Genomic DNA, 24,803 nt, shown 5'->3' with positions numbered 1-24,803 from the left:
ATGAAAATAACTTCGGCGGAATTTGTAATGAGCAATTCCAATGTGGCCAAATGTCCCAACGAGCCACTGCCCGAATATGCCTTTATTGGACGTTCCAATGTGGGCAAGTCATCCTTGATAAATATGCTGACCGGTCGCAAGAGTCTGGCCAAAACCTCCGGCAGACCTGGCAAAACACAGCTCATAAATCATTTCAAAATTAATGGGAACTGGTTTTTGGTGGATTTACCGGGATATGGTTACGCCCGTGTTTCCAAAAAGGACAAGAGGACCTTTCAAAAGTATATCACCGAATATTTTGAAAAAAGGAAGCAACTCGTCTGCGGTTTTGTCTTGATTGATGTTCGGCACGAACCCCAACCCATAGATCTGGAGTTTATGGAGTGGCTGGGGGAAAATCAAATTCCATTTAGCATCATTTTTACCAAGGCGGACAAAATAAAACCAGCCGAACTGGATAAAAAAGTTAACGACTATCTACAGCAACTTTTGGAAGGTTCCTGGGAAGAGGTCCCGCCCTATTTTGTGACGTCCTCTTCCAAAAATTGGGGAAAGGACGAGCTTTTATCCTATATAAATGATATTAACCAAGATTTCTTCAAGGCCAATTCGTGACCAAGACTTTCCTGTATCGACTACTTTGGCTGGCAGCTATGTAAGTTAAATTCTTATGGGTTCCTTATTGGATAGATTCACCTCGTTCAAAAGGTCGTCGGTGAACTTGAAATGACCCTTGGTGGTAATGATTTTGAATCCATTGGACTTTAATCTCGCCACGGTATCCAGCAACAACCATTTGGATTTTAGCAATTTTGACTTCTCCGTTTTCAGACTGATGTCGAAAAAGTACTTTTTGCCATTTTTTGTGGCCGAAATATCTGCCGCCACTTCAAGGTCCCTGGCCTTGGACTTAAATGTCTTTGGCCGTTCGTGCCCGGAAAGGTCCACTTTGATGTTGTCAAAACCTCTTCCTTGGAGGTATTCCACTGATTTTTCCAGCAATGCTTTGTTCTCTTCTTTTTCTTTTCCTATCATACCTATAATATAATAGAAAAATTGAGAATTGCAAGTTATGAAGGGGCAAGCGTTACTTCAATTCCAACTTCTCGGCAAAATACTCACAGAAATCCTTCATGGTTGCGGTCATCTTTTCATCCTGGGTTGCCTTGAAAAAAGTATCGGCCATGGTCACCAAGGTTTGATGGAAAAATAGCTTCATCTCATCAACGGGCATATCCTTGGTCCAAAGGTCAATTTTTAGCGACTCCCTGTTCTTGCTGTCCCAAACCGAAAGCATCATGGCTTTGGCCTCCTCATTTTCCACCCCTCCGTCCTCTGCGGACCAGGTCAATTCCTCGGGTATACGGTTTTCATCCAGACCTACCTTCAATTTTATCTCCGAAGTATGTGTAACTGCCATTTATTTTCTTGGTTTGTAGTTAGATTTAGTTAAAATCTCATTGGCCGACATATCCAAAAGTTGATGCAGGCCTATCTCATTTTTGTCCATGAACGCCCTTACGATCTGCCATCCCATGTAGCGGCCCAACCTTCCAGGTGATTCGTTGTCCAAAGCCAATCGAAACTTGGAGAAAGGTGCAGGGTCCAAAAAACGTCGGTCCAGTTCGGAATCGGTGCTGTACAACAGCTCACGCTCCACAAAATAACGCCAAATCTGTTCCTCATTGGCCTGTGCCCACTCCATTTCCTCCGCAGTGTATCCTATTTTTTGGGCATCGGACGCCTGTGGAAGCACTCTGTCCTTGATGTACAATTCCTTTCCGTAGTGTACCATTCTGGCCAAAAAGGAACGGTCCGTAGGGTATCTCAACACCTTTTTTGAAAAGGCACTTGCAATATCGGAAGCGAGGTACTGCCTATCCAGTCCTGCAACAATATAGCGCTGCAAACCTTCATAAAAATGATGGTCTGGCCCCAAATAATTATCGAGACCTATTAGTAGTAGGGAATCGGTCAGGATGATGCGGTCGTTATAGCGAACATCCGAGGTCAATGTTACCACTTTTGGAATCCGAAAATCCGGAAAATAGTGGATGATATGTTGAAAAAGTGATTGTAGGGCAATCGATTCCTCCTTGAAATCACCAAACGTTCTTTCCACCTCATCAGATAGCTCCTTCTGAATGGTATCGGATAATTTGGCCAACCAGACACTGTCGGCAAACTGTTCCGGAAAAAGGTAGGGGTACTTTTTCTTTAGCCCCTGTATATCTTTAGGGGTTGCTCTGGCAAATTCACGGTCAAATCGGAGAATCTGTAGGTCCACCTCAAGCTTCGAAATGGCTTCCTCGTTCTTGTTCTCTTTTTTACAGCTGGCAACAAAGCTGCCCACAGCAAATGCCAACACCACAGAAAAGACAAAGTATTTGCGGAACCGCTTCATTTTTAAAACCACAGGGTTTAAATTTACAGGGCACAAAGGTAAATTATAGAATCTAAAAAAAGTGGCATGCAAACAGAAAAGGTAATAGCCCATATTGTTGATTGGTTAGGGAACTACGCCCAAAACGCAAAATGCAAAGGATTTGTCATTGGTGTTTCAGGGGGAATCGATTCCGCGGTGACCTCAACACTCTGTGCCAAAACCGGATTGGAGCTTTTATGCCTGGAAATGCCCATCCATCAAGGTAAAAATCAGGTTACCCGAGCCGACAGGCATATTGATTGGTTGATGGATAATTTTGCCAATGTCAGTAGACAACCTGTTGACCTTACTCCTGTTTTTGACAGTTTGGTGGCGGCTTTTCCGAAGGTGGACAATGAAGAGGAGCGCCACTTATCGTTGGCCAACACCAGAGCACGTTTGAGGATGACAACACTTTATTATTTTGCTGCGCTAAAGGGCTACTTGGTGGCCGGAACGGGAAACAAGGTGGAAGATTTTGGCATTGGCTTTTACACCAAATATGGTGATGGTGGAGTTGATCTAAGCCCCATTGCCGACCTGCTCAAGACCGAGGTGTATGAATTGGGCAGGGTGCTTGGCATAAATGAAGATATCATGACCGCCGCTCCAACGGATGGTCTTTGGGGTGATAGCAGGACCGATGAAGACCAAATCGGTGCATCGTATCCCGAATTGGAATGGGCCATGAAAATGAGTGATCTTGGAAAATCTTCGGAGGATTTCACGGGAAGGGAAAAGATTGTTTTTGACATCTATAAAAGGTATAACAATAGCAACAAACATAAGATGATTCCTATACCTATTTGTGAGATTCCCGCACACCTCAAGTAGCATTTTGACCGAAAAACCCCTGTGTCGAACGAAAAAAACCTTAAAAAAACTACGGTTTTAAGAAAAAAGTTACACCTTTACGCACCCAAATCGTTATCTTGCCAGCTAGTATTGTGTAAGTAAATAAGTACTAAAACCAAATTATAGCCGAATGATAAAAGTTTTAATTGCAGACAACCATCCCATAGTTCGACTAGGAATAAAGCAGGTACTCGAGTCCAGTGCGGAAATGGAAATCATTGGAGATGTTTCCACCACTTCAGAGCTGTTCGAGGTACTGGAAAAAGTTACCCCCGACGTAGTGATGCTGGAAATGGACATCCCAGAAATTAACGGTATCGCCACCTTACGAAAAATAAAACAAGAGTTCCCCAACGTAAAAACCCTTATGTTCAGCGGGCAATCAGAAGATGTTTATGCATTGAGCACCATCCGTGCCGGTGCCTACGGATATCTATCAAAAGATTCGGAGCTGGACTACATCATCTCAGCGGTAAAAAAGGTGAGTGAGGGCAATATGTTCATCACCAACGAACTTGCACAACGCCTTGCCTTTGATGAGGGTACGCAAAAGCCAAGAAGATTCTTCAGAAAATTATCTTCAAGGGAGGTGGAAGTACTCAAACTATTGGCCAGCGGAAAAAGAAACAAGGAAGTTGCCGAGGGACTCAATCTAAATGAAAAGACGGTGAGTACCTACAAAGCGCGCTTGATGAAAAAATTGAACGTGGATAATTTGGTAGATCTGCTCCAACAGGCCAAAGCCCTGGAACTTTACTAGAATCTTACGCCATATACTATTTAATCCCGGACAAGTGTCTGGGATTTTTTTATGAAAGCACCCGATTGAGTTTGGCGTTGAGCAGCTTGTTCAATTGTAGGTAATTGACAATTTCCTCGAGGATTTCCGAGTTATCATCATTTTGTTCCTGGGTATGCTGCTGCAATTTTTGGATTCTACTTCTGATCAAATTGCATCGCAACGTGAGTATAGTCTCATCCACCAATTGGGCGACCCCATGCTTTTTCTCCTTTGGATAAATATCCTTTCGCTCCCAATTGTGGAGCACATACTGTTCTTCTTCCATTAAAATGGAGGAAACCTCGGGCACCATCTCCTGATCAAGCTTGGACAGAAAGGTGTTCACTGAAAAATCCTCATTTTCGTTCAAATCCTCGATCAAAGTATAATAGATTGACCTAAAACGTTCGTTGGTAAGCTCAATCTCATCTTCCTGAAGGTCCAGATATACTTTTTCATATACCTTGGCCTCCACCACCTCCGGTTCCAATACCAACTCCCCTTCCTCATTTTCCTTCAGCACCAAGTCCTCAAACTCCTGTTTCTGATTGCCATATAGAAGCAGCATCTCAATGATTTTGCGCTCTAATACATGTTGCACATTTACCTTTTCGACCGGGTCGTTTTTAACGACCTCAAAGGCCTTTTGCTCTTGCTTGTTCCTTTTTTGGACGTCGGAAAGCTCCTTCTTGCCTATTTGGGCCAAGGTGTTGTACAGTACTTCTTCAGAAATATCCATCATCCGGGCACACTCCTGAATGTAGATTTCCTTTTTTATCCTGTCAGGAATCTTGCTGATGCTGTTCACAATATCACGCACCGTATCGGCCCTTTTAATAGGGTCGTTGGCAGCCTCCTTGGTCAGCAAGGAGGTCTTGAATTGAATGAAATCCTTAGCGTTTTCTTCCAAATACAGCACCAGGTCCTCGTACAAATTGTTCTTGGCAAAACTGTCTGGATCTTCTCCTTCCGGAAAGGTGCAGACCTTGACATTCATTCCCTGCTCCAGGATCAGGTCTATTCCCCGAAGTGAGGCCCGCAGTCCAGCGGCATCTCCATCAAAAAGTACGGTGATATTGTTCGTCAGCCGATTGATCAACCGTATTTGCTCCGGGGTAAGCGCCGTACCACTTGAAGCCACCACATTTTCCACCCCGCGTTGGCTCATTTGGATTACATCGGTATATCCTTCCACCAAGTAACAGTTGTCCTCTTTGGCTATGGCCTGTTTGGCAAAATAGATGCCGTAAAGCACCTTGCTTTTGTGGTAGATTTCACTTTCAGGGGAATTCAGGTATTTGGCCGCTTTTTTGTCACTGGTCAAGATGCGGCCACCGAAACCCAGTACCCTTCCACTCATGGAATGAATGGGAAACATTACCCGTCCTTTAAAACGGTCAAACTGTTTGGTAGTCCCATCATTCTGCTTTTTAACGATGGTCAAGCCCGTCCTTTCCAAAAATTCCAATTGGTAGCCATCTTCCAAAGCTGTTTGCGTAAAGGTCTCCCAAAGGTCAAGGCTGTAGCCCAGTCCAAACTTTTTGATGGTTTCATCCTCAAAACCACGTTCCTTAAAGTAGGTAAGCCCTATGGCCTTGCCCAATTCGTGGTCCCAAAGTGTTCTTGAAAAATATTTTTGGGCATACGCTGAAACCAGATACATGCTTTCCTTTTCGTTGGCCTTCTCCTTGTCTTCATTGGTCTGTTCGGTCTCCTCAATCTCGATGTTGTATTTTTTTGCCAAATATTTAATGGCTTCCGGATAGGTAAAATGCTCGTGTTCCATTAAAAATGCCACCACATTGCCACCTTTTCCACTACTGAAATCCTTCCAAATCTGCTTTACCGGGGAAACCATGAAGCTCGGTGTGCGCTCGTCGGTAAAAGGGCTCAGTCCCTTGAAATTGGAACCGGATTTTTTCAATTGCACATAATCGCCTATCACCTCTTCCACGCGGGCAACCTCATACACTTGATCTATGGTGTTTTTCGAAATCAACGGAACAATTTAATTAAGCCTTTAAAGGTAGATAAAAAACAAATTTCTGAAAATCCTCTATTTACGTCAGATCATATAGTTCATCCATCAATTGAAAAGCAATTTATTTATCATTGGTCAATAAGATTGCCAAAGATGCAAGCAAATGGTATCCAACTCCCCGTTGATTCCATCATTGCAACGGTCAAGATAAAAAGTTTAAGAACCATGCCTCAAATTTAATGGTATGAAAAACAAATATTTTAAGTTTAGCAGACCACTTGTCTTTTTGTTCATTGTTCTGTTGTCCTGTTCTGAAGACAAATCGGAACCCATAAATGGACCAAGGCTGATTTTCAAATTCAAATTTAATCCGCTTCAGGAACGCTTGGACAATTTTGGCCGGTCACAACCAATACCCGAAGGCCATGCTGCACAAACTCCCCTGTTTAATCAAATGGGAGCCCATTATATTGAACTTGCTGAAAAAAATGATATCCCAGCCTACAATGGCACCCAGGTGTATGAAAGTCCAATGACCAACAAGGGAGGTTCCGAGGCCATCGATTTTGACCAAGCGCTGTACGCGGGCAATAATCAAATCTTTTATGAAACCGATATTAAAAATGTCGTGCCAGGAGTATATCAATATCTTCGCATTTCCCTGTCCTATCAAAATTACAGTATCCAGTTTCGGGCGGAAAACCAGGAATTCACTGGCACCATTGCCTCATTTGTGGGGGCCAACACCTATATTGGTTCCTATCCGGTAAAAAACCAGACTGTAACCGTAAATGGCAATAAACTTCAAGGGTATTGGGCTTTTGAAACCGACATTCCCAACATCCCTGTTATTGAAGGTCAGGCTCCGGCGAATGCCACCACAGTGCCCAATCCGATAAGTGAATTTTCACCTATTCCGCCTGGTTCTTGCTTGGTCACGGGCGTCTTTGAAACTCCTTTTGAAATCACCGGTGATGAAACCAATGACGTAATCATTGAATGTTCCATTTCCATCAATCAGAGTTTTGAATGGGTGGACAACAACGGGAACGGTACTTTTGAACCTACGGAAGGCGATATTGTGGTTGACATGGGAGTTCGCGGCCTTATACCATCAGTTGTGAAATAATCCACTTTTGTTGGGCACTTGTTGATTATTTATTGCCCTTATCAACCAAAAAACTGACCTAGGGAAGCTGGTTGGTAGAGCAACCAACCCGTTAAACTAAACCTGCTCTTTGTTGCCGGAAGTACCGCATGGGGCACCTCAGCACTTTTGAACATAACACACCGTGCCGCATGGGGCTCCACAAGAAGAAGGCTGTTATCCGCATTAACAATCTCCAGCTCGCCCCCATCCCCTTTTTTCCAATCCTCATTAAAATAAATCACTACGGAAATCATCCGATTGTTCCTGTTTTCAAACTGATCCAAATGTCTTGCGTAATGACTTCCGGGAGGGTAATGGGCCAAGTGAAACTCATATCCGGACAGACTCAAATAACAATACCTATTGAACATGTACAAGGTTTCATCCACCAAGTCCCAAAATGTACTGAGCTGTTCATCCCTTTTTCTGTCAAGCCAATGCGTAAAGTCACCCCTGACTGTTCTTTTTATTTGATTTTCCCTGTTTGAACCAATTCCTGCTTCGGTGAAATCGGGAAGCTTTTGAAGAAAAAAGGCCTTCATATCAGCATACAGTTCATCCCGAAAAAAATTGTCGATTACGACATAATTTCTACTGGAGAGGTCATCCATCCAAGAGAACCATTGCTCCAAACCATGATAGGTATCCAAGTGCTATAAATGTGTGCCAATGTAGAAAAAATTTCAAGATGAAAAGATCGGCCATTTCACTTTCATTGTTCAAGAAGCTTTAATTTAGTAAGGACTTAAATATGGGTTATTATGATCCTCTTCTTTGGAACAAGACCAGGCAAAAGGGAAACCAAGAGCTTAAAAAACGTTGCATGTCCCTTTTGCGGGCAAAGGGACACTTTGACCGTTGTGTCCCAACCCAATTATGCCCACCTATTTTGGGTCCCTATCTTCACGATCAAAACGGAGCAGTTTGCAGAATGCTCGCATTGTAAAAAGGTATATTATAAGGAAGATTTTACCCAGGAAATGCAAAAGGCCCTGTGATCCCAGGCTCTTTTATTTTTTTCGATCTACTACGTAGTTGACCATCAAAATCAGAGCGTTCTTATATTCGGAATCGGGATAATTGTCCAAAATGGCCAAGGCCTTATCCTTAAATTCCAGCATTTTTTCCACGGCATACTCAAGTCCTCCCTTTTCTTTCACATAGGCAATCACTTCCTTAACCCTTTTTTTGTCCTTATTATGGTTCTTGATGGAATTGATCAACCAGCGTTTTTTCTCCTTGTCGCTTTGGTTCAGGGCATAAATGAGTGGAAGTGTCATTTTTTGTTCCTTGATATCGATACCCGTTGGCTTTCCGATCTTTTCCGCACCATAGTCAAAGAGATCATCCTTGATCTGAAAGGCCATACCGCATAGTTCCCCAAATCTTCTAAAAGATTCGACTTCCTCAGAGTCTGGTCTAACGGAACATGCTCCCATACTGCAACATGCAGCGATCAAAGTGGCCGTCTTTTGCCGGATGATCTCATAATACACCTCCTCTGTGATATCCAAAAGCCGTGCTTTTTCTATCTGAAGCAATTCACCCTCGCTCATATCACGAACGGCATTGGAAATAATGTGCAATAGATCATAATCCTTGTTCTCCAGGGCCACCAAAACCCCTTTTGAAAAAAGAAAATCTCCTACCAAAACGGCAATCTTGTTCTTCCACAGGGCGTTGATGGAGAAAAAGCCCCTACGTTTGTGGCTATCGTCCACCACGTCATCATGCACCAGACTGGCTGTGTGGATCAACTCGATGATGGATGCCCCACAATAGGTTCTTTCGTTCACTTCCCCATTCAATAATTTGGCTGTCAGGAACACAAACATGGGGCGCATTTGCTTACCCTTCCTATTGACGATATAGTAGGTTATCCTATTGAACAAAGCCACCTTGGACGACATGGATTTATGGAACTTTTCTTCAAAAAGCTCCATCTCCCGTTCTATCGGCTCCCTAATTTGAGATACAATCTTCATCGTGATTTCAAAGATACTTATACCAAGTGTTTTTAACTGGATGTTAAGAGTAAAATAATGAGGTAAGTCTTAGCTTAGTTATTTACAATTATAAGGGTTAAATGAAATGATAAACTTTAAAACAGTATCCTTTTTACTTCTAATTTTCATAGGGTCCAATTCTAGCGCGCAAGAAGTCCAGGTGGAACGTATGAAAGTTTCATGGGAACACCATGAAAACTATGTCACATTTACTGCCTCTGCACCGGATGATGGTTGGGTGGCTATCGGATTCAATTCAAAAAATGACATTGTTGACACCAATTTAATCATGGTTGCCGTAAGTGATGACAAAACCACTGCTGAAGATTTTTACGTGGTAAGTGCAGGTAATCCCAAACCGGTAAAAGCCTTAGGATCTAAATCCCAAGTCATTGATCCCCAAGGTTCGGAGGAAAACGGAATTACGACAATAACATTTTCTATGCCGGTTGTGGCTTTTGATAATTATCATTTTGATTTGAGCAAGGGAAGAAAACTTTGGCTAATCTGTGCTTACAGCATGGAAGATGAATTTGATCACCATTCCCGTATGCGAAGGCATATTGAAATCACACTATAAAATCAGGTCTTATTGGCCAGCTGGCCGCAGGCCGCATCGATATCCTTGCCCCTAGAACGTCGTACAGTTACCGTAATGCCATTGTCCTGTAGTGTATCTTGGTACATCTTTATGGCCAAATCATCCGCTTGCTGGAACTCACCATCGTCAATAGGGTTATACTCTATCAAATTGACCTTGGAGGGGGCAAACCTGCAAAATCTGACCAGGGCATCCACAGCCTCCTGAGTATCATTGATTCCTTTCCAGACCACATACTCATAGGTAATCCGGTTCTTGGTCTTGCTGTACCAATATTCCAGGGCTTCCCTCAAATCCTTTAAAGGAAAAGTGGCATTGAACGGCATGATGGAGGTGCGCACCGCATCGATGGCGGAGTGGAGGGAAACCGCCAGTTTGAACTTGACCTCCTCATCGGCCATTTTCCTGATCATCTTAGGTACTCCGGAGGTGGAAACCGTGATACGTTTTGGTGACATGCCCAATCCTTCCGGTGAGGTGATCTTCGCTATCGCCTTCAATACATTGTTGTAGTTCATCAAAGGTTCGCCCATTCCCATGAAAACAATGTTGCTCAATGGCCTATCAAAATATAGTCTACTTTGATTGTCAATGGCCACCACCTGGTCGTAGATTTCATCCGGATTCAGGTTGCGCATCCGCTTTAGGCGTGATGTGGCACAGAAACGGCAGTCCAGACTGCATCCCACCTGGCTGGAGACACAGGCTGTGGTTCGTGTTTCGGTAGGAATAAGTACCGATTCCACCACCAAACCATCATGAAGCTTCACGGCATTTTTAATGGTGCCATCAGAGCTTCGCTGCATGGTATCCACTTTTATATGGTTGATGACAAAGTTGTCCTCCAGCATCTGCCGTGTTTCCTTGGACAGGTTGGTCATGGCATCAAAAGTATGGGCGGCCTTTTGCCATAGCCATTCATATACCTGGTTGCCGCGAAAGGCCTTGTCTCCCCTGTCCTCAAAAAATGCGCGCAGCTGCTCTTTGGTAAGTGCCCGTATGTCCCTTTTGTCCCCTTTCATTTGTGCAAATATAGCCACAAAAAAATCCCATCAGTTTTGAAACCGACGGGATTCTCGGTGATATATTTTTTACCTCTTACAGGATGAGCATGGCATCTCCATAGGAATAGAAACGATACCCTTCCAGAATGGCCTGCTTGTAGGCTTTCTTCATTAAATCATGACCGGCGAATGCGGAAATCATCATCAACAAAGTTGACTTTGGCAAATGAAAATTCGTGACCATGCAATTGGCAATACTGAAGTCGTAAGGAGGAAATATGAATTTATTGGTCCATCCCTCAAAAGTATTCAGCGTATGCTCTGAAGACACGGCACTTTCCAAACCACGCATCACCGTGGTGCCCACGGCGCATACTTTTTTCCTTTTCCTTTTGGCCCTGTTGACTATTTCCGTTGCCTTTTCGTCGATTACCAATTCTTCGCTATCCATTTTGTGTTTGGACAGATCTTCCACTTCCACAGGGTTGAAGGTTCCCAAGCCAACATGTAGGGTAAGTTCGGCAAAATCGATTCCCTTTATCTCCAGACGCTTTAACAAGTGCTTGGAAAAATGCAGTCCGGCAGTGGGTGCTGCAACGGCACCTTCGTATTTGGCATAAATGGTTTGATAGCGCAACTCATCTTCGGGCTCCACGGCGCGCTTTATGTATTTTGGAAGCGGTGTTTCACCGAGTTCACGCAGTTTTCTCCTAAAATCGGTATATGAACCATCATAAAGAAACCGCAATGTCCTTCCCCTTGATGTGGTGTTGTCTATTACTTCAGCCACCAAACTTTCGTCATCCCCAAAATAGAGCTTGTTCCCAATCCTGATTTTTCGAGCTGGATCTACCAATACGTCCCAAAGACGCTGCTCTTGATTCAACTCACGAAGCAAAAACACCTCAATTCGAGCTCCTGTTTTTTCCTTGTTTCCATAAAGTCGTGCAGGAAAAACCTTAGTGTTGTTCAATACCAGAACATCCCCTTCGTCAAAATAGTCGATCAAATCCTTGAACATTTTATGTTCAATTTTTCCAGAATCACGGTGCAGCACCATAAGTTTGGATTCGTCACGGTTCTCAGAGGGGTATTCTGCCAACAACTCCTTGGGCAGTTCAAAATTGAAGTTCGATAATTTCATTCAGGCTTATTTTGGTTTTTTTCAAAGACCGCAAATATACAACCTCGTTCAGGGGGATGTCAAGTAATTTGGTGATTAAATCCCCATTAGATTTCCTTTATGCCAAAACCAAGCGCCGAAAGGTCTTTCCAAAAATCGGGATAGGACTTGGATACCACTTCTGCATCGTTGATGCTCAGGTCTATTTTTGCGGCCAAGGGGGCAAAGGCCATGGCCATTCTGTGGTCGTTGTAGGTGTCTATCGCCACATTGGACAAAAGTTTGGATACCGGTTCCAATGTAAGGCTTTCATTATCGATATGTACCGTTCCCCCCAATTTGGTCAGTTCCGTTTGAAGTGCGGCCAAACGATCCGTTTCTTTAATTGGAAGGGTATGCAATCCGGTAAGATGGCATCCCGCGCCCAATCCGAGACATGTGACGGCCAAGGTCTGGGCAATATCAGGCGCATTGGAAAGGTCGTAATTAACCTTGAACGAATGGACCTCCTTTGTTTTCTTAAGCAAGATGGTATTTTTAGAAAAAACAGTTTCCACACCAAAATCGGTATAGATATCCTTCAAAATACTGTCCCCTTGCAAGGAGTCCTTCTTATAAGAAGATAGTTCAATCTGGGTGCCCGCGCCACAGAGGGCTGCGATACTATAAAAATAGCTGGCGGAACTCCAATCGGATTCCACCACCAATTTGTTATTGCCCGCCTTTTCCGCGGGGATTATCTTAATATGGTTGCCCTTAAATGATGTCTGAACCCCAATCTGATCTAGAAGTGCCAATGTCATTTTTAGATAGGGGACGGAGGTTATCTTTCCTACAAGTTCCAATTTCAGGCCGTGCACCAGACTTGGTGCGATCAGCAGCAATGCAGAAATATACTGACTGCTAATGTCTGCGGGCAATGACACCTTGTTGGCAACGATTTTTTTTCCAGTGATTCTCAGAGGTGGATATCCTTCATTATTTTCGTAGGCAATGGATGCGCCCAAATCCCGAAGTGCATCCACCAACACGGCGATTGGCCGTTCCTGCATCCGATTTGAGCCTGTCAAAATCACGTTCTTTCCTTCCTGGGAAGCAAAATAGGCTGTCAAAAAGCGCATGGCCGTACCTGCATGGTGGATGTCCACAACCCCTGATGTCGTTTTGAGTCCTTTTTGCATGACTTGGGCATCATCCGAGTTGGACAGGTTTTCAATATCAATGTTTGGGAAAAGGGCCTGTAGCAATAACAGGCGATTGGTCTCGCTTTTGGAGCCCGTTATCTGGATGGCTTTTTTAAAAGTCTTGTCTTTTGGGGCGGAAAGCTGGAGTTTCAAAAATTTGCTGTTTTGATTGAATCCCCAAAGCTAGAAAAAACGCTACTAAAGTCCTTTTTAAGGAATAACTTTATTTCAGTTTTTTGTTATTTTGATGGCGGTCATGATCCCGCCTTGCCTTGAGTTCCAGTTTTTTGTCAAAAGCCTTCTGAAGATCCACACCGGTTTGGTTGGCGAGACACAACACAACAAAAAGCACGTCGGCCAGCTCCTCTCCCAGATCCTTGTTTTTGTCTGACTCCTTTTCACTCTGTTCCCCATATCGGCGTGCAATGATCCGGGCCACTTCACCCACCTCTTCGGTAAGTTGGGCCATATTGGTCAGTTCATTAAAGTACCGGACCCCGTGGTTTGTGATCCATTCATCCACGGCCTTTTGGGCGTTTTCAATGTTCATTTATCTAGATTTTAGACAAAACTACCTTTTCTGATTGCTTTTCTACCAAATTCTTGTAATACTCTTTGATTACATCATAGTAATTTGCCGGAAAAAAGGCCGAATTGATTTCTGAGGAAACATTGACATTAACAGTATTTCCATTGGACATAATATTGAATGAAAACTTTCCTAGATTGTCGGGTAGTTGAACGGTAACATTTTCAGGCAAACTTTGGACTTTGTAACCTTCAGGTATATTTATCCCAATGATGTATTTTTCTTGTCTTGGAAACGTAAAATCGACTGGGTAAATCCTTTTTTCCATCTTAAATGGATTCTCTGTTTTGGCCAAAAACAGCATGGGTTTAAAATAAATATCTTCTCCGATGATTTCACACTGATTTTCTCTAGAAAAAGAGCAACTTTCTATCAGTGGCTTTGAATAGTCTCGTTTATTTTTCAAATCGTACTCCGTAATGTCCATTTCGCCATACTCAGTTTCCAGATTTTCCATATATACGGTTTCATCAACGGTATCAATATTGTTTCTAACCGACATTGCGAATTGGTTGGAATATTGAGTTCTCGATTTCCCCTCAACGGATCCATCTTGGTTGATCTGAACCTGCAGATAATGGGTCTCTTGAGATAAATCTACAGGAACTAAGTTGATACTTGAAGAACTTCCATCTTCCCGCACAAGTCGACCCATCCAATTTAACGCTCTGTTAGGAAGAATGTTTGGATATGCATTTCTCTCGGTCGCATCGAGAAGTATAACATTGTCTTGGACCTCAACTCCACAAATGACATAATTGAACCCATCAGTTGTAGGAAAAAGAGGTATGCCATGGGATCTAGTACTGACCAAAATTGGATTGGCTTTTATACCCGCATATCGCATCATGGATGTTAGCATAAGATTGATGTCTGCAACATTACCAACACCCTCACTATAAGATTCCTTGATTCCTCCCTTAGAACAACCTACTCCCGAATAGCCATCCCATGTCATTCTGGATTTCACAAAATTATAAATCAACATGATTTTCTCATTCATAGCCATTTCTCCTTGTAAAAGCTTGCTGATGTCTTCTTCGAAATATTTAGTCTTGCTAAGCTCCGGTCCAAAATCGTCGTAGTCGTATATGGACTTTGCCACATCTTCCCATGACAAACTATAATTCTTGTAGGGGCGATTGGGAAACTGTGTGGAAGCTAATTCAAATTTTAAAGCTGTTCTATAGTTATTAATATTGTTGGTGAACGCCTCCTCCCTAAGCGAAGGAAGATTTGTTGCCTTTACCTCATAAACATTTTCATCGAAATCAATACTACCTGATTTATGGGTTCTCCCCAACAATTGATCTGCTTCATTATTAGACCTATAATTTATCTTGATAGACCTTCTCTCCTTGGACTCATCTAACTTAATGGGATAGTAACCTTTACCGTACCTTTTAAAAAAGAAATACTGCGGAATATCCAAACGCAAATAAACATTGTTTACTGGAATATCATATTGGAATAAAAAATCATCCAAGTACCAATATAATGGAGACGAAACATTATATTCAATATCTAATACGCTACCTTCTTTAACCTCTGGCATCGTAATGGAGGCCTTGTTCCTGAACTTGTTGACTTCTTCTACAAAGACCCCATTTTTCTGTAGTTTTTCGCTCTCAACTTTACCATCCACTAAATTAAAAGTATACCCCCTGACAGAAGAAATTCGTTCCTCATCACCACCTGAAACATACAGAGGCACTTGAAGTGTGGCCCAGTTAAATCCTTCTTTGTTATAAATCTTTATGCGGTAATGGTACTCTTTTGTAATGTACCATCCCTTGTCAATGTTATAGTCGTAATAAACCCTTTCCTTTTTATAAAGAATTGCAGCTTCAGCTTCAGGTTCTAAGGGATGTTTTGTCTCTGCTATTTCTTCCTCGGAAACTTTTCCAAACTTATAATCGGGTTCGGACAAGGCAACGGTATAATTTGTAATAAGCAACAATAAAAGGGCAACATTGATTTTCATATTAACTAAGGTTTGATAACTATTATTCTTGAATTGTCAAATTGGGCAATTTTTTTACAAAAGTCCCGATAGGCTTGATATTCTTCTTTTGGATAGTAGCCAGATTGCACTAAAATTTCTCTTTTATACAGAAGAACTCCAGGACGCTTTTCACTAATCTCTGCCCTGAAGCTTCCAAATTTTGTTTCCAACGAAAGCGGGGCAAACAGTGTTTCTGCTCTATACCCTTCTGGAAGATGAATGATGATTTCATCTTCATCCAGATATCCACGTGCTATAACAAGATCTCTTTTTCTTTCCTTTACTTTACGGGGTACCTCAAAATTTCTATTTACAATATTTGGAGCGAAAAGTAATTTTCCATCGGAATCGGCGATATAATTTTCTATTTCAATGGCTATGTTCTCCTGAAATTGAATGGCTGTTTTGTCGTTTTTAAAAGAAATATCCCTCAACGATATGTTGTTCAAATAGTCCCAATGATTTTTATAGAACTTTTCTTGTTCCAGTTTGGTTTTGAATGTATTTCTGAATTTTTGATCATACTGTATGCCTTCGGACTGTATGGTCATGTCACCCCGAATCGTTCCTGTATTGTCAACAAAAAACTCTGCTTTTATTACCTGATGGTTCTCTTCATCGCCGTATGTCTTAGTTTGGACTATCTCGCCTCCATTAGGGGTGATTTTCAATACTTTGCGGTCATCGCTAAACGTCCCCAAATGGTTTATGGGTGTTACTTGACTGGTACATTCTAGCCAAAGTTCTTTTTCTTCTAATGGTATATTGAGAAAAACATGATTTCCTTGAAGCGATACAAAATCAGGGTCTATACTCCTTTTTTGACCATTATTACTCGCATAGAGTACGGTGTAATATGATTCTACTCCTACAGCTTTTAAAAGAGCCATGGTATAGTTGCTCAATCCCTTACAATCTCCATATTTGACCTGATCAACTTCGTCAGCACTAATAGGCATCCAACCGCCAATTCCCAATTGTACGCTGATATATCTTGTGTTGTCCTGAACATATTCGTATACTTTTTGAATTTTTTCATAGGGGTCTTCAATGTCTTTTACTAAGGCTCCCATGGTTTTGATTGTTTGAGGGTCTAAATAATCCCTTCCCATAAGTAATTTGTCGTGCATCCATTTGCCAAAATCCTGCCAACTTGTTGCAACACCATCCACTCCTTCCAAATGAAATCTGGAGATTGAAGTTCTCACATTGGGCACAAAATCAGAAAAAGGTGGAGACATTGGTTCTGCCTCAAGTGCCTTCAACTTACTTCCCGAATATTGAATCTGGTTTTCAGATATTTTCTTTTGTATTTCATATTCCTCCAAATTTGAATCTTTAAATCTGAATGGTATATTACAATCAACCCTATAGGTAAACTTGCTCTGTTGTGTGCTAACCCGATATCCATCCAAAAAATTCCATGAAGGACTGAATGCTGTGTTGGAAGTAGTATATACCCTAGTGAATTCGACAGTATAGGGATAGTGGGTCGGCGTGTATCTCAAATACAGTATTCGTGTGTCAGAATACAAAGTGCCTCCACTTACTGCGCTTTGATCAAAAAAATCCTTTTGCCTTATCTTCTTTATTTCTTTTCCGGTCTTATCAAATACTCGGGCCTCAAGTGTATTAATCTTATCGTTGTTGTCATAAAACATATAGGCTTTGACAAATCTATCTCCTTGTCCGTTCAAAACTGTGACGACCCTCCTTGTTGAAACTTCCATCAAATCTTGCCTAAGAATAACCACTCTCATTTCATCATTCCTTACCACAGCATCTGCATTTTGAAGCAGTTCCTGCGGAATTGCCTGATAACTATAGTTTTGGGAAAAGGACAATTGAAAGCTTATGAAAAGAAGTAGTACGTGGGGTAATCGCATTAAAGAAATATAGGTTGGTTTAGCTGGTGCTAATATGCCTAATTTCTTACAAAAAGGAAAATAAAATAGACGAAAAGCTTTATTCCCTCCTTTTGGAGTCTATCACAATGGTTACCGGACCATCGTTAAGCAATTCCACCTTCATGTCGGCTCCAAAAACCCCGGTGCCAATGGTTTTACCGAGAATTTTTTCCAACACTTTTACAAACCCTTCGTAGATAGGAATTGCAATTTCAGGTTTGGACGCTTTTATATATGAGAGCCTATTACCCTTTTTTGTAAGAGCATGCAGGGTAAACTGGCTTACTACGATGATATCCCCACCCACATCAACTATGGAACGGTTCATTACACCCTGCTCGTCATTGAAAATGCGAAGGTTCACCAGTTTTTTGGACAGCCATTCCGTGTCCTCACTTCCATCTGCGTCCTCAATGCCCAGCAAAACCAGAAGCCCGAGTTCTATCGATGAGACCAACTTGCCATCGACCGTTACACTTGCCCTGGACACTCTTTGGATTACCGCCCTCATGACCTATCCCTAAAATTATCATCATCTTCACCTGTTATCATCTGTACATAACTGCGATAACGGCTCCAAGCTAGTGCATCATTCTCCAAAGCTTGTTTGACCGCACATTTGGGTTCATCAAGATGTAAACAGTTATTGAATTTACACGCCGATTTAAGCTTGAAGAACTCCGGAAAATAATCCCCAATCTCCTCGGCTTCCATATCTACAATGCCAAAGCCTTTTATTCCGGGGGTATCAATGATCGTTGCCCCAAAAGAAAGATCGTACATTTCCGCAAAAGTGGTGGTATGCTGTCCCTGTTGATGCTGTTCGGATATTTGGGCGGTCCGAAGTTCCATGTTCGGCTCCACCGCATTGATCAAGGTTGACTTCCCCACGCCGGAATGGCCAGAGAACATACTAGTCTTGTCCTTCATCAGTTCCTTGACCTTTTCTACATTTTGTTTTGTCTTGGCGCTTATTTTAAGGCAATGGTATCCTATTTCGCTGTACAACTGAAACAGATGGTCCACCTCTTCAATTTCATCCTTGCCATAGGTATCTATCTTGTTGAACAAAATCACAACGGGAATATCATAGGCCTCCGCGGTGGCCAAAAAACGATCTATGAATATGGTATATGTGGTGGGGTTGTTCAAGGTGACCAGCAAAAAGACCTGGTCCAAATTGGCGGCTATGATATGGGTTTGCTTGGAGAGCTTTACGGATTTCCGGATGATGTAATTCTTTCTATCATGGATTTCGGTGATTATGCCAAGGGTTTCGTCCCCGGCCTGCTCCAAATCAAACTCCACATGATCACCCACGGCAATGGGATTGGTACTCTTGATATCCTGCATGCGAAACTTTCCCTTTATCCGACAATCATAAAAATTACCATCCTGGGCCTTTACGGAATACCAGCTTCCCGTGGATTTATAAACAGTTCCCTGCACTATTTGTTGACATTTTGATTACAAAGAAACAATAATCTTGGGCTTTGTACGTATATCTTTGTTAACAGAGTTAATAATCAATTATAATCAAATTATGAAAAAAATCGTATTCCTAGCAGTGATAGCCCTAGCTGCAACGTTTGGCGCCAATGCGCAAGAGTACAAGGTGATTACTAGTGTGGAATCCATCGTGCCCAATGGTTTGGGAAGGTCCCGAATCATCAATGCACTTGAGAACAAAGATTACAAAGAGTTTACCAGTGTTCAGACGGAAGATGACAACACAAGAAACAAGTCTGACCGAAGCGAAATTCGGGTAAAGAACTTTGAAGAGACCAAATTGCTGAACTTCTACAATTTGGGTGGTATCCGTTTTCAAAATATTGCGGCCAACGATGCCTTGATCACTTCCATGATCAATGACATGATCACCAATGGATGGGAACTTGCCTTTGTGGTAAGTGGCGTTGAAAGTGAAGGCGGCAAAGGAGATGGCCAGGGTATCTTTATTACCCGATACATTTTCAGGAAATAATGGATCCTTTTCCTAAACAAAAAAGCCTTTTGCGATTGCAAAGGGCTTTTTTGTTTTCATTGTTTTTAGTGTTTGAAGTGAACCCTTCCTCCGGCAAAAGTCCTTTTGTTCACTTTTGAGGGCTTTCCATATACCGTGACATCACCCCCCGCCATCACATTAATATCTACCTCTTCAGAAGCGAAAATATCCGCCTCGCCCCCAGCGGAAATCTTGATCGCAGTGTTTGTTGTCCTCAGTTTTCTTCCCTCAAATATACCCCCTGTGTTCAGAACTATGCTTTGGTTTTTGGCCAATCCCGATGCTTCCACTGTTCCCCCGGTCACTGCCCTTACATCCACATAATCCACATCCATTCCTATATGTATGCGCGCGCCTTCCTGTGCCCGCAGCTCGATCTTGCTCTTTTTCACCATTTCGTTACAGGTTATTTGGGCTCCCTCGTTGCCGTCTATGACGTCCAAATCGGTATAATAGACCTCGATCATGGTGTCCTCTCCTCGAAACTTTTTGTCCAATTGCATTCTCAACTTGAGCACGCCACCCTTGTTGGTCCATGTTATATCATCCACGTTCCAGCCTTTGATCATGATCTTGTTTTCGTCGGACTGAATCAAATTGACCTCTATCAAATCAAAAACCTTTATGGTATCGAATTCACCAACCTCTGTATCGATTATCCTTTGGGAAAAAACAGAAAAGGGCAGCCACAACAAACAAAATAGATATGCTTTTTTCATTTCACCGGTGTTTAATTTTTATAAAGATGCGCTCCAAAATGAATTGTTACAGTATGGGGCGAAAAAAAGCCATTCAAGAACCTTTTTTTGGGGATTTGAATGGCATTTAGGTCAAATTAGACCATTACTCAGGAGTTGATGATCTTCTCTTGATGGTTGATGGATTCTTGGTGAATGGCCTTGAACATGCGCAAAATGAACTCTTCGCTCAGTCCGCGCTGCTCGCCCTCCAAAATCATATTGCCCAAAATGGCATTCCATCGGTTGCTTTGCAAAACAGCAACGTTTCTTTTCTTCTTCAACGCTCCGATTTCGTCCGAGACCTTCATCCTTTTGCCCATGATCTCGATCAATTGATTGTCAATGACATCTATCTGGGCCCTAAGATTGTTCAACTTGCTGTTGTATTCCGCCTGTTCGTCGGTTTCTTTTCTAATTCGGAGATCTTTCATGATCTGGACCAATCTATCTGGGGTTACCTGTTGGGCAGCATCGCTCCATGCATTGTCGGGATCACAGTGAGTTTCAATCATCAATCCGTCAAAATTAAGATCCAATGCGGTCTGCGACACATCAAAGATCATATCCCTTTTGCCGGTGATATGGCTTGGATCGTTTATGATGGGCAGATCCGGGAACCGAGTCTGCAGATCAATGGCCAATTGCCATTCGGGTATGTTCCTGTATTTGGTTTTTTCATAGGTTGAAAATCCCCTGTGGATGACCCCCAACTTTTCAATGTTTGATGAATGGAGTCGTTCCACGGCCCCAAGCCACAGGGAAAGATCGGGATTGACCGGGTTCTTTACCAAAACAACCTTATCGGTTCCCTTCAGTGCATCAGCGATTTCCTGCACTATAAATGGGCTAACCGTGGAGCGGGCGCCTATCCAAAGTAGGTCAACATCGTGTTCCAGGGCCAGATCTACATGGTTTCTGTTCGCAACCTCGGTGGCGGTTTTCAGTCCCGTTTCCTCTTTTACCTTTTGAAGCCACTTCAATCCTATGGCACCCACCCCTTCAAAATTACCAGGACGGGTCCTGGGTTTCCATATTCCGGCACGGTAATAGTTCACATCGGTATCCTTCAGATCATGGGCAACCTTCAATACCTGTTCCTCGGTCTCGGCACTGCACGGACCTGCTATCACCAATGGATGTGGAAGATTCATATCATCCAGCCATTTCCTCATTTGTTTATTGTTTTCCATACTATGTTCTATTTTTTGTAAGTGGAATTCCTTTTAAAATCTGTTTTATTCTGTTGGTATCGCTCATTTCACGATATACGTTCTCATAATCCCTTTGAAGCAACAACTGTTTGAATGTCTCCAAGTTCTGGATGTACTCCTCCAAGGTTTCGACCACATTGTCGCGGTTCTGCTCAAAAATGGGCGTCCACATTTCAGGGGAACTTTTGGCCAGTCGCACCGTGCTCTCGAAACCACTGCCCGCCATATCGAAAATATCACGCTCGTTCTTTTCTTTTTCAATCACCGTTTTGCCCAGCATAAAGGAACTGATATGCGAAAGATGGCTCACATAGGCAATGTGTTTGTCGTGCGCCTCTGGGTTCATGTACCGTATCCGCATTTTCATGTCCTGGAAGATGGCCAAGGCACGCTCTTGGAGTTTAAAGGCAGTCTTCTCCACCTCGCAAATTATGTTGGTCTTGCCCTCATACAATCCTTCCATAGCTGCGGAAGGCCCCGAAAACTCGGTTCCCGCAATTGGGTGACAGGCCATGTAGTTTCTTCTTTTCGGATGTTGGGCCACCGATTGGCATATCAACTCTTTAGTAGATCCAGCGTCCATGACTACGGTCTCCTCACCCACGGCATCCAAAATTTTTGGAAGCTCCCGGACCATGGCATCGACGGGTATGCTCACAAAAACCACATCGGCTTGCGCCAATGTTCCATAACCCCCTTTTTCATCAATGATCTGGAGTTCCAGTGCTTCATCAAGATGTGCCTCGTTTTTATCAACACCCACAATGTTGACATTGGGATATAGTCTTTTCAGGTCTTTGGCAAAAGAACCTCCAATCAATCCAATTCCGATGACAACTACGTTCATAATCTAAAATCTTTCAATGGCCTCTTTGATTTTTTCTTCTTTCACGCACAGTGAAAATCGAATATATCCTTCTCCATTACTTCCAAAAATGGTCCCGGGTGCAATAAAAATGTCTTTCTTATGGAGTACCTGATCGATAAACGCTTCCGACGGAAGGGCGTTCTTTGGCAACTTGCTCCATACGAACATACCTACTGCATTTTTATCGTATTCGCAGCCCAATTTTTCCACCAATTGGAACATAAGCTCCCGGCGCTTATTGTAAACCTCGTCCAGTGCATCAAACCATTCGGCACCACTTTGCAGGGCGACCACGGCTCCTTTTTGGATACCATAGAACATCCCAGAATCCATGTTGCTCTTCACCTTGAGAATGGCATTGATAAAAGCTGAATTTCCCAAAACCATTCCCACTCGCCAACCTGCCATGTTAAATGTCTTGCTGAGACTGTTAAGCTCCAGGGTGCATTCCATCGCCCCATCAATGGACAAAATACTTGTTGGGTTTTTGGATAGCACGAAGCTATACGGATTATCGTTTACCAGAAGTATCTGGTGCCGTTTTGCAAAATCCACCAAGGTTTTCAGCTGGGATATTGATGCCGTAGCACCTGTGGGCATGTGTGGATAACTGGCCCACATCAATTTTACCCTAGACAAATCCATTTTGGAAAGTTCTTCCAAATCGGGAAACCAATCATTCTCGGCCTTAAGGTCGTAATATATGGGTTCTGCCCCTACAAGCTTGGTCACGGCCCCATAAGTGGGATATCCTGGATTGGGCAAAAGCACTTGGTCACCTTGATTCAAGAAGGCCATGCTGATGTGCATAATACCTTCCTTGGAACCCATTAGAGGCAATATTTCATGGGTAGCATCAACCGAAACGTCAAACTTTCTTTGATAAAAATCGGCAATGGCCCTTCTAAGCTCAGGAAGACCCTGATAACTTTGGTATTGGTGTGCTCCCGTATCGGCAATGGCCGTTGTCAATGTTTTGAGCACCTCAGGGGATGGTGCCAAATCGGGGCTCCCAATCCCCATATTGATAATGGGCCTGCCTTGTTCCATAAGAGACCTGACCTCTCTCAACTTTTTGGAGAAGTAGTATTCCTGTACGCTTTCCAATCTATCCGCCGTGGTCATATTAGCAGGGCATTTTTGTATTCTCCCAAAACCCGAAAATCTTCCGACATGATCTGCAACAACGATTTGGCCTTTGTAAAATGGTCGTATTCCTCAAAAGTGACATCCACAAAAAAGGCATATTTCCATGGCGTCTCTATCACCGGTAGCGACTGAATCTTGGTCAGGTTCAAGTTGCAATCGCTCATCACGTTCAACACCGTTGCCAAACTCCCCCTCTTATGGTCCGTAATGAACCGAAGTGATGCTTTGTTGATTTCCTCCTTGGGCAGCACTTTATTCTGTTTTTTTAGGATAATGAATCGTGTTGCATTGTTCTTAATGGTCTGTATTTCAGGAGCAATAATATCCAAATCGTACAGATCCGCCGCCATTTTTGGAGCAATTGCAGCAATATTGGCCAACTTACCCAATTTGATGCGCATCGCTGTCTCCGCTGTATCTACACTTTCCACCATTTTTATATGTGGGTACGATTTTAAAAACTCCATGCACTGCAAAAGGGCCATGGGGTGCGAATGGACTTCATGGACATCTTCAATGGTACTGCCCCTCAGCACCATCAAATTGTGGTGGATGTTCAAATAATGTTCCCCGATGATGTGAATATTGTTATGGTACACCAGATTGTAATTTGGAATTATAGATCCTGCAATGGAGTTTTCTATCGCCATGATGCCTTTGTCCGCCCTTCCAGTCAGCAAATGGTCCACCACTGCATCAAAGGACAGGCACTCCAACAATTCAATGTCATGGCCAAAAAAATCTATGGCCACCTGATGATGGTTGGACCCCTTTATTCCCTGTATCGCTACTTTTATAGACATTTTTATGTTGCTTTGACCCGAAACAGCTTCGGGAAAAATTTCATCCCCAGATTGGCTATTGCCCATTTGGATTTCATTCAAAAAAAAAGCCCCGCTCTAACCGGGACTTTATGTGATGATATACTTTAATCGTATTCAGAACAGTCCCACACCTCTTTTAAAAAAGAAGTAAAAGTAGAATCCGTTCCAGAAATACGTTGTTGTCATTTTTCAACTAATCTTATGGCTAAGATAGCCATTCAAACGAAAAAGTACAGACCTGATACACTTTTTTTGAATTTTCTCTAAAAAATTCAAGTTTGTTGCAAATTATTTTGAGTAAACGTGGTTTTTTTATGAATCTGACTTTTATGAACCATTGAATGGGTTCCATAGCTATGGGTCTCCAAATCTTCCATGGGCCAATATATGCGCCA

Annotated in this window: 26 protein-coding genes; 7 read left to right on the top strand and 19 right to left on the bottom strand. The window is 42.7% G+C overall.

The features are described 5' to 3' along the window. Nucleotides 1–615 (top strand): ribosome biogenesis GTP-binding protein YihA/YsxC, encoded by a 615-nt coding sequence (yihA, locus tag K7G75_RS06240; protein ID WP_222983353.1) that lies wholly within the window; start codon nucleotides 1–3, stop codon nucleotides 613–615. Between the two features lie 45 nt (nucleotides 616–660). Here yihA and K7G75_RS06235 read toward each other — a convergent pair whose 3' ends face one another. Genes K7G75_RS06235 through gldB form a run of 3 tightly spaced genes read right to left on the bottom strand, consistent with a single transcriptional unit; the run spans nucleotide 661 to nucleotide 2,404 of the window. Next, on the bottom strand, nucleotides 661–1,035 hold the full coding sequence (locus K7G75_RS06235) for a hypothetical protein (RefSeq protein WP_222983352.1): 375 nt from the start codon (nucleotides 1,033–1,035) through the stop codon (nucleotides 661–663). 52 nt (nucleotides 1,036–1,087) lie between these two features. Next, complete coding sequence (gene gldC, locus K7G75_RS06230; RefSeq protein ID WP_222983351.1) at nucleotides 1,088–1,420, bottom strand: gliding motility protein GldC; 333 nt, start codon at nucleotides 1,418–1,420, stop codon at nucleotides 1,088–1,090. Beyond that, on the bottom strand, nucleotides 1,421–2,404 hold the full coding sequence (gene gldB / locus K7G75_RS06225; protein ID WP_222983350.1) for a gliding motility lipoprotein GldB: 984 nt from the start codon (nucleotides 2,402–2,404) through the stop codon (nucleotides 1,421–1,423). A gap of 66 nt (nucleotides 2,405–2,470) precedes the next feature. On the opposite strand from gldB, the gene nadE reads away from it, so the two are divergent. Further along, nucleotides 2,471–3,259, top strand: a complete 789-nt coding sequence (gene nadE, locus K7G75_RS06220; RefSeq protein WP_222983349.1) for an NAD(+) synthase — start codon at nucleotides 2,471–2,473, stop codon at nucleotides 3,257–3,259. Nucleotides 3,260–3,410: 151 nt separating this feature from the next. After that, entirely contained in the window at nucleotides 3,411–4,040 is a 630-nt protein-coding gene (locus K7G75_RS06215) for a response regulator (protein ID WP_222983348.1), read from the top strand. Between the two features lie 49 nt (nucleotides 4,041–4,089). On the opposite strand, the gene dnaG is transcribed toward K7G75_RS06215, so the two are convergent. Continuing rightward, nucleotides 4,090–6,060, bottom strand: coding sequence for a DNA primase (gene dnaG / locus K7G75_RS06210; protein WP_222983347.1), 1,971 nt, complete (start codon nucleotides 6,058–6,060; stop codon nucleotides 4,090–4,092). Between the two features lie 226 nt (nucleotides 6,061–6,286). Here dnaG and K7G75_RS06205 point away from each other — a divergent pair, with 226 nt between their 5' ends. Then, nucleotides 6,287–7,171 carry a hypothetical protein gene (locus tag K7G75_RS06205; RefSeq protein ID WP_222983346.1) on the top strand — a complete coding sequence of 295 codons (885 nt, stop codon included), beginning with the start codon at nucleotides 6,287–6,289 and terminating at the stop codon, nucleotides 7,169–7,171. 41 nt (nucleotides 7,172–7,212) lie between these two features. On the opposite strand, the gene K7G75_RS06200 is transcribed toward K7G75_RS06205, so the two are convergent. Further along, nucleotides 7,213–7,842: a 2OG-Fe(II) oxygenase gene (locus K7G75_RS06200; RefSeq protein ID WP_262420251.1), complete on the bottom strand. Its 630-nt coding sequence runs from the start codon at nucleotides 7,840–7,842 to the stop codon at nucleotides 7,213–7,215. A gap of 111 nt (nucleotides 7,843–7,953) precedes the next feature. Between K7G75_RS06200 and K7G75_RS06195 the strand changes: the two genes are divergently transcribed. Next, nucleotides 7,954–8,190, top strand: a complete 237-nt coding sequence (locus K7G75_RS06195) for a zinc-ribbon domain-containing protein (RefSeq protein WP_222983345.1) — start codon at nucleotides 7,954–7,956, stop codon at nucleotides 8,188–8,190. Between the two features lie 12 nt (nucleotides 8,191–8,202). On the opposite strand, the gene K7G75_RS06190 is transcribed toward K7G75_RS06195, so the two are convergent. Next, nucleotides 8,203–9,177 carry a polyprenyl synthetase family protein gene (locus K7G75_RS06190; protein WP_222983344.1) on the bottom strand — a complete coding sequence of 325 codons (975 nt, stop codon included), beginning with the start codon at nucleotides 9,175–9,177 and terminating at the stop codon, nucleotides 8,203–8,205. A gap of 190 nt (nucleotides 9,178–9,367) precedes the next feature. Between K7G75_RS06190 and K7G75_RS06185 the strand changes: the two genes are divergently transcribed. Then, a complete protein-coding gene (locus K7G75_RS06185; protein ID WP_222983343.1) occupies nucleotides 9,368–9,778 on the top strand; it encodes a DOMON domain-containing protein in 411 nt (136 codons plus the stop codon). Between the two features lie 2 nt (nucleotides 9,779–9,780). Here K7G75_RS06185 and rlmN read toward each other — a convergent pair whose 3' ends face one another. The 8 genes from rlmN to rsgA all read right to left on the bottom strand — a co-directional run bounded on the left by rlmN (nucleotide 9,781) and on the right by rsgA (nucleotide 19,060). After that, nucleotides 9,781–10,821 carry a dual-specificity RNA methyltransferase RlmN gene (rlmN, locus tag K7G75_RS06180; RefSeq protein ID WP_222983342.1) on the bottom strand — a complete coding sequence of 347 codons (1,041 nt, stop codon included), beginning with the start codon at nucleotides 10,819–10,821 and terminating at the stop codon, nucleotides 9,781–9,783. 76 nt (nucleotides 10,822–10,897) lie between these two features. Next, the gene (gene queA / locus K7G75_RS06175) at nucleotides 10,898–11,947 is read right to left on the bottom strand and encodes a tRNA preQ1(34) S-adenosylmethionine ribosyltransferase-isomerase QueA (RefSeq protein ID WP_222983341.1); all 1,050 of its coding nucleotides are present in this window, start codon (nucleotides 11,945–11,947) and stop codon (nucleotides 10,898–10,900) included. 86 nt (nucleotides 11,948–12,033) lie between these two features. Then, entirely contained in the window at nucleotides 12,034–13,263 is a 1,230-nt protein-coding gene (locus K7G75_RS06170; RefSeq protein WP_222983340.1) for a 3-phosphoshikimate 1-carboxyvinyltransferase, read from the bottom strand. Between the two features lie 70 nt (nucleotides 13,264–13,333). Then, a complete protein-coding gene (locus K7G75_RS06165) occupies nucleotides 13,334–13,660 on the bottom strand; it encodes a nucleotide pyrophosphohydrolase (protein WP_222983339.1) in 327 nt (108 codons plus the stop codon). A 4-nt stretch (nucleotides 13,661–13,664) separates the two neighbouring features. Further along, on the bottom strand, nucleotides 13,665–15,683 hold the full coding sequence (locus K7G75_RS06160) for a transglutaminase family protein (protein WP_222983338.1): 2,019 nt from the start codon (nucleotides 15,681–15,683) through the stop codon (nucleotides 13,665–13,667). Between the two features lie 5 nt (nucleotides 15,684–15,688). Next, nucleotides 15,689–17,590: a DUF3857 domain-containing transglutaminase family protein gene (locus tag K7G75_RS06155; protein WP_222983337.1), complete on the bottom strand. Its 1,902-nt coding sequence runs from the start codon at nucleotides 17,588–17,590 to the stop codon at nucleotides 15,689–15,691. A gap of 79 nt (nucleotides 17,591–17,669) precedes the next feature. Continuing rightward, nucleotides 17,670–18,122: a D-aminoacyl-tRNA deacylase gene (gene dtd, locus K7G75_RS06150; protein ID WP_222983336.1), complete on the bottom strand. Its 453-nt coding sequence runs from the start codon at nucleotides 18,120–18,122 to the stop codon at nucleotides 17,670–17,672. Beyond that, nucleotides 18,119–19,060: a ribosome small subunit-dependent GTPase A gene (gene rsgA / locus K7G75_RS06145; protein ID WP_222983335.1), complete on the bottom strand. Its 942-nt coding sequence runs from the start codon at nucleotides 19,058–19,060 to the stop codon at nucleotides 18,119–18,121. Before rsgA ends, dtd begins: the two co-directional genes overlap by 4 nt. 94 nt (nucleotides 19,061–19,154) lie before the next feature. On the opposite strand from rsgA, the gene K7G75_RS06140 reads away from it, so the two are divergent. Further along, complete coding sequence (locus tag K7G75_RS06140; protein WP_222983334.1) at nucleotides 19,155–19,595, top strand: hypothetical protein; 441 nt, start codon at nucleotides 19,155–19,157, stop codon at nucleotides 19,593–19,595. A gap of 65 nt (nucleotides 19,596–19,660) precedes the next feature. On the opposite strand, the gene K7G75_RS06135 is transcribed toward K7G75_RS06140, so the two are convergent. The 5 genes from K7G75_RS06135 to K7G75_RS06115 all read right to left on the bottom strand — a co-directional run bounded on the left by K7G75_RS06135 (nucleotide 19,661) and on the right by K7G75_RS06115 (nucleotide 24,387). Beyond that, nucleotides 19,661–20,335: a head GIN domain-containing protein gene (locus K7G75_RS06135; protein WP_222983333.1), complete on the bottom strand. Its 675-nt coding sequence runs from the start codon at nucleotides 20,333–20,335 to the stop codon at nucleotides 19,661–19,663. A gap of 128 nt (nucleotides 20,336–20,463) precedes the next feature. Beyond that, nucleotides 20,464–21,546, bottom strand: coding sequence for a bifunctional 3-deoxy-7-phosphoheptulonate synthase/chorismate mutase type II (locus K7G75_RS06130; RefSeq protein WP_222983332.1), 1,083 nt, complete (start codon nucleotides 21,544–21,546; stop codon nucleotides 20,464–20,466). Between the two features lies 1 nt (nucleotide 21,547). After that, a complete protein-coding gene (locus K7G75_RS06125) occupies nucleotides 21,548–22,414 on the bottom strand; it encodes a prephenate dehydrogenase (RefSeq protein WP_222983331.1) in 867 nt (288 codons plus the stop codon). A gap of 3 nt (nucleotides 22,415–22,417) precedes the next feature. Continuing rightward, nucleotides 22,418–23,560, bottom strand: a complete 1,143-nt coding sequence (locus K7G75_RS06120) for a pyridoxal phosphate-dependent aminotransferase (protein ID WP_222983330.1) — start codon at nucleotides 23,558–23,560, stop codon at nucleotides 22,418–22,420. After that, a complete protein-coding gene (locus tag K7G75_RS06115) occupies nucleotides 23,557–24,387 on the bottom strand; it encodes a prephenate dehydratase (protein ID WP_222983329.1) in 831 nt (276 codons plus the stop codon). The genes K7G75_RS06120 and K7G75_RS06115 overlap by 4 nt, the downstream gene beginning before the upstream one ends. Nucleotides 24,388–24,803 lie beyond the last annotated feature (416 nt).

This window comes from Flagellimonas meishanensis, from assembly GCF_019880545.1.
Taxonomy (GTDB): Bacteria; Bacteroidota; Bacteroidia; order Flavobacteriales; family Flavobacteriaceae; genus Flagellimonas; species Flagellimonas meishanensis.
Note: the sequence above shows the minus strand (reverse complement) of the source record. Positions and strands in the feature narration are given on the sequence as shown.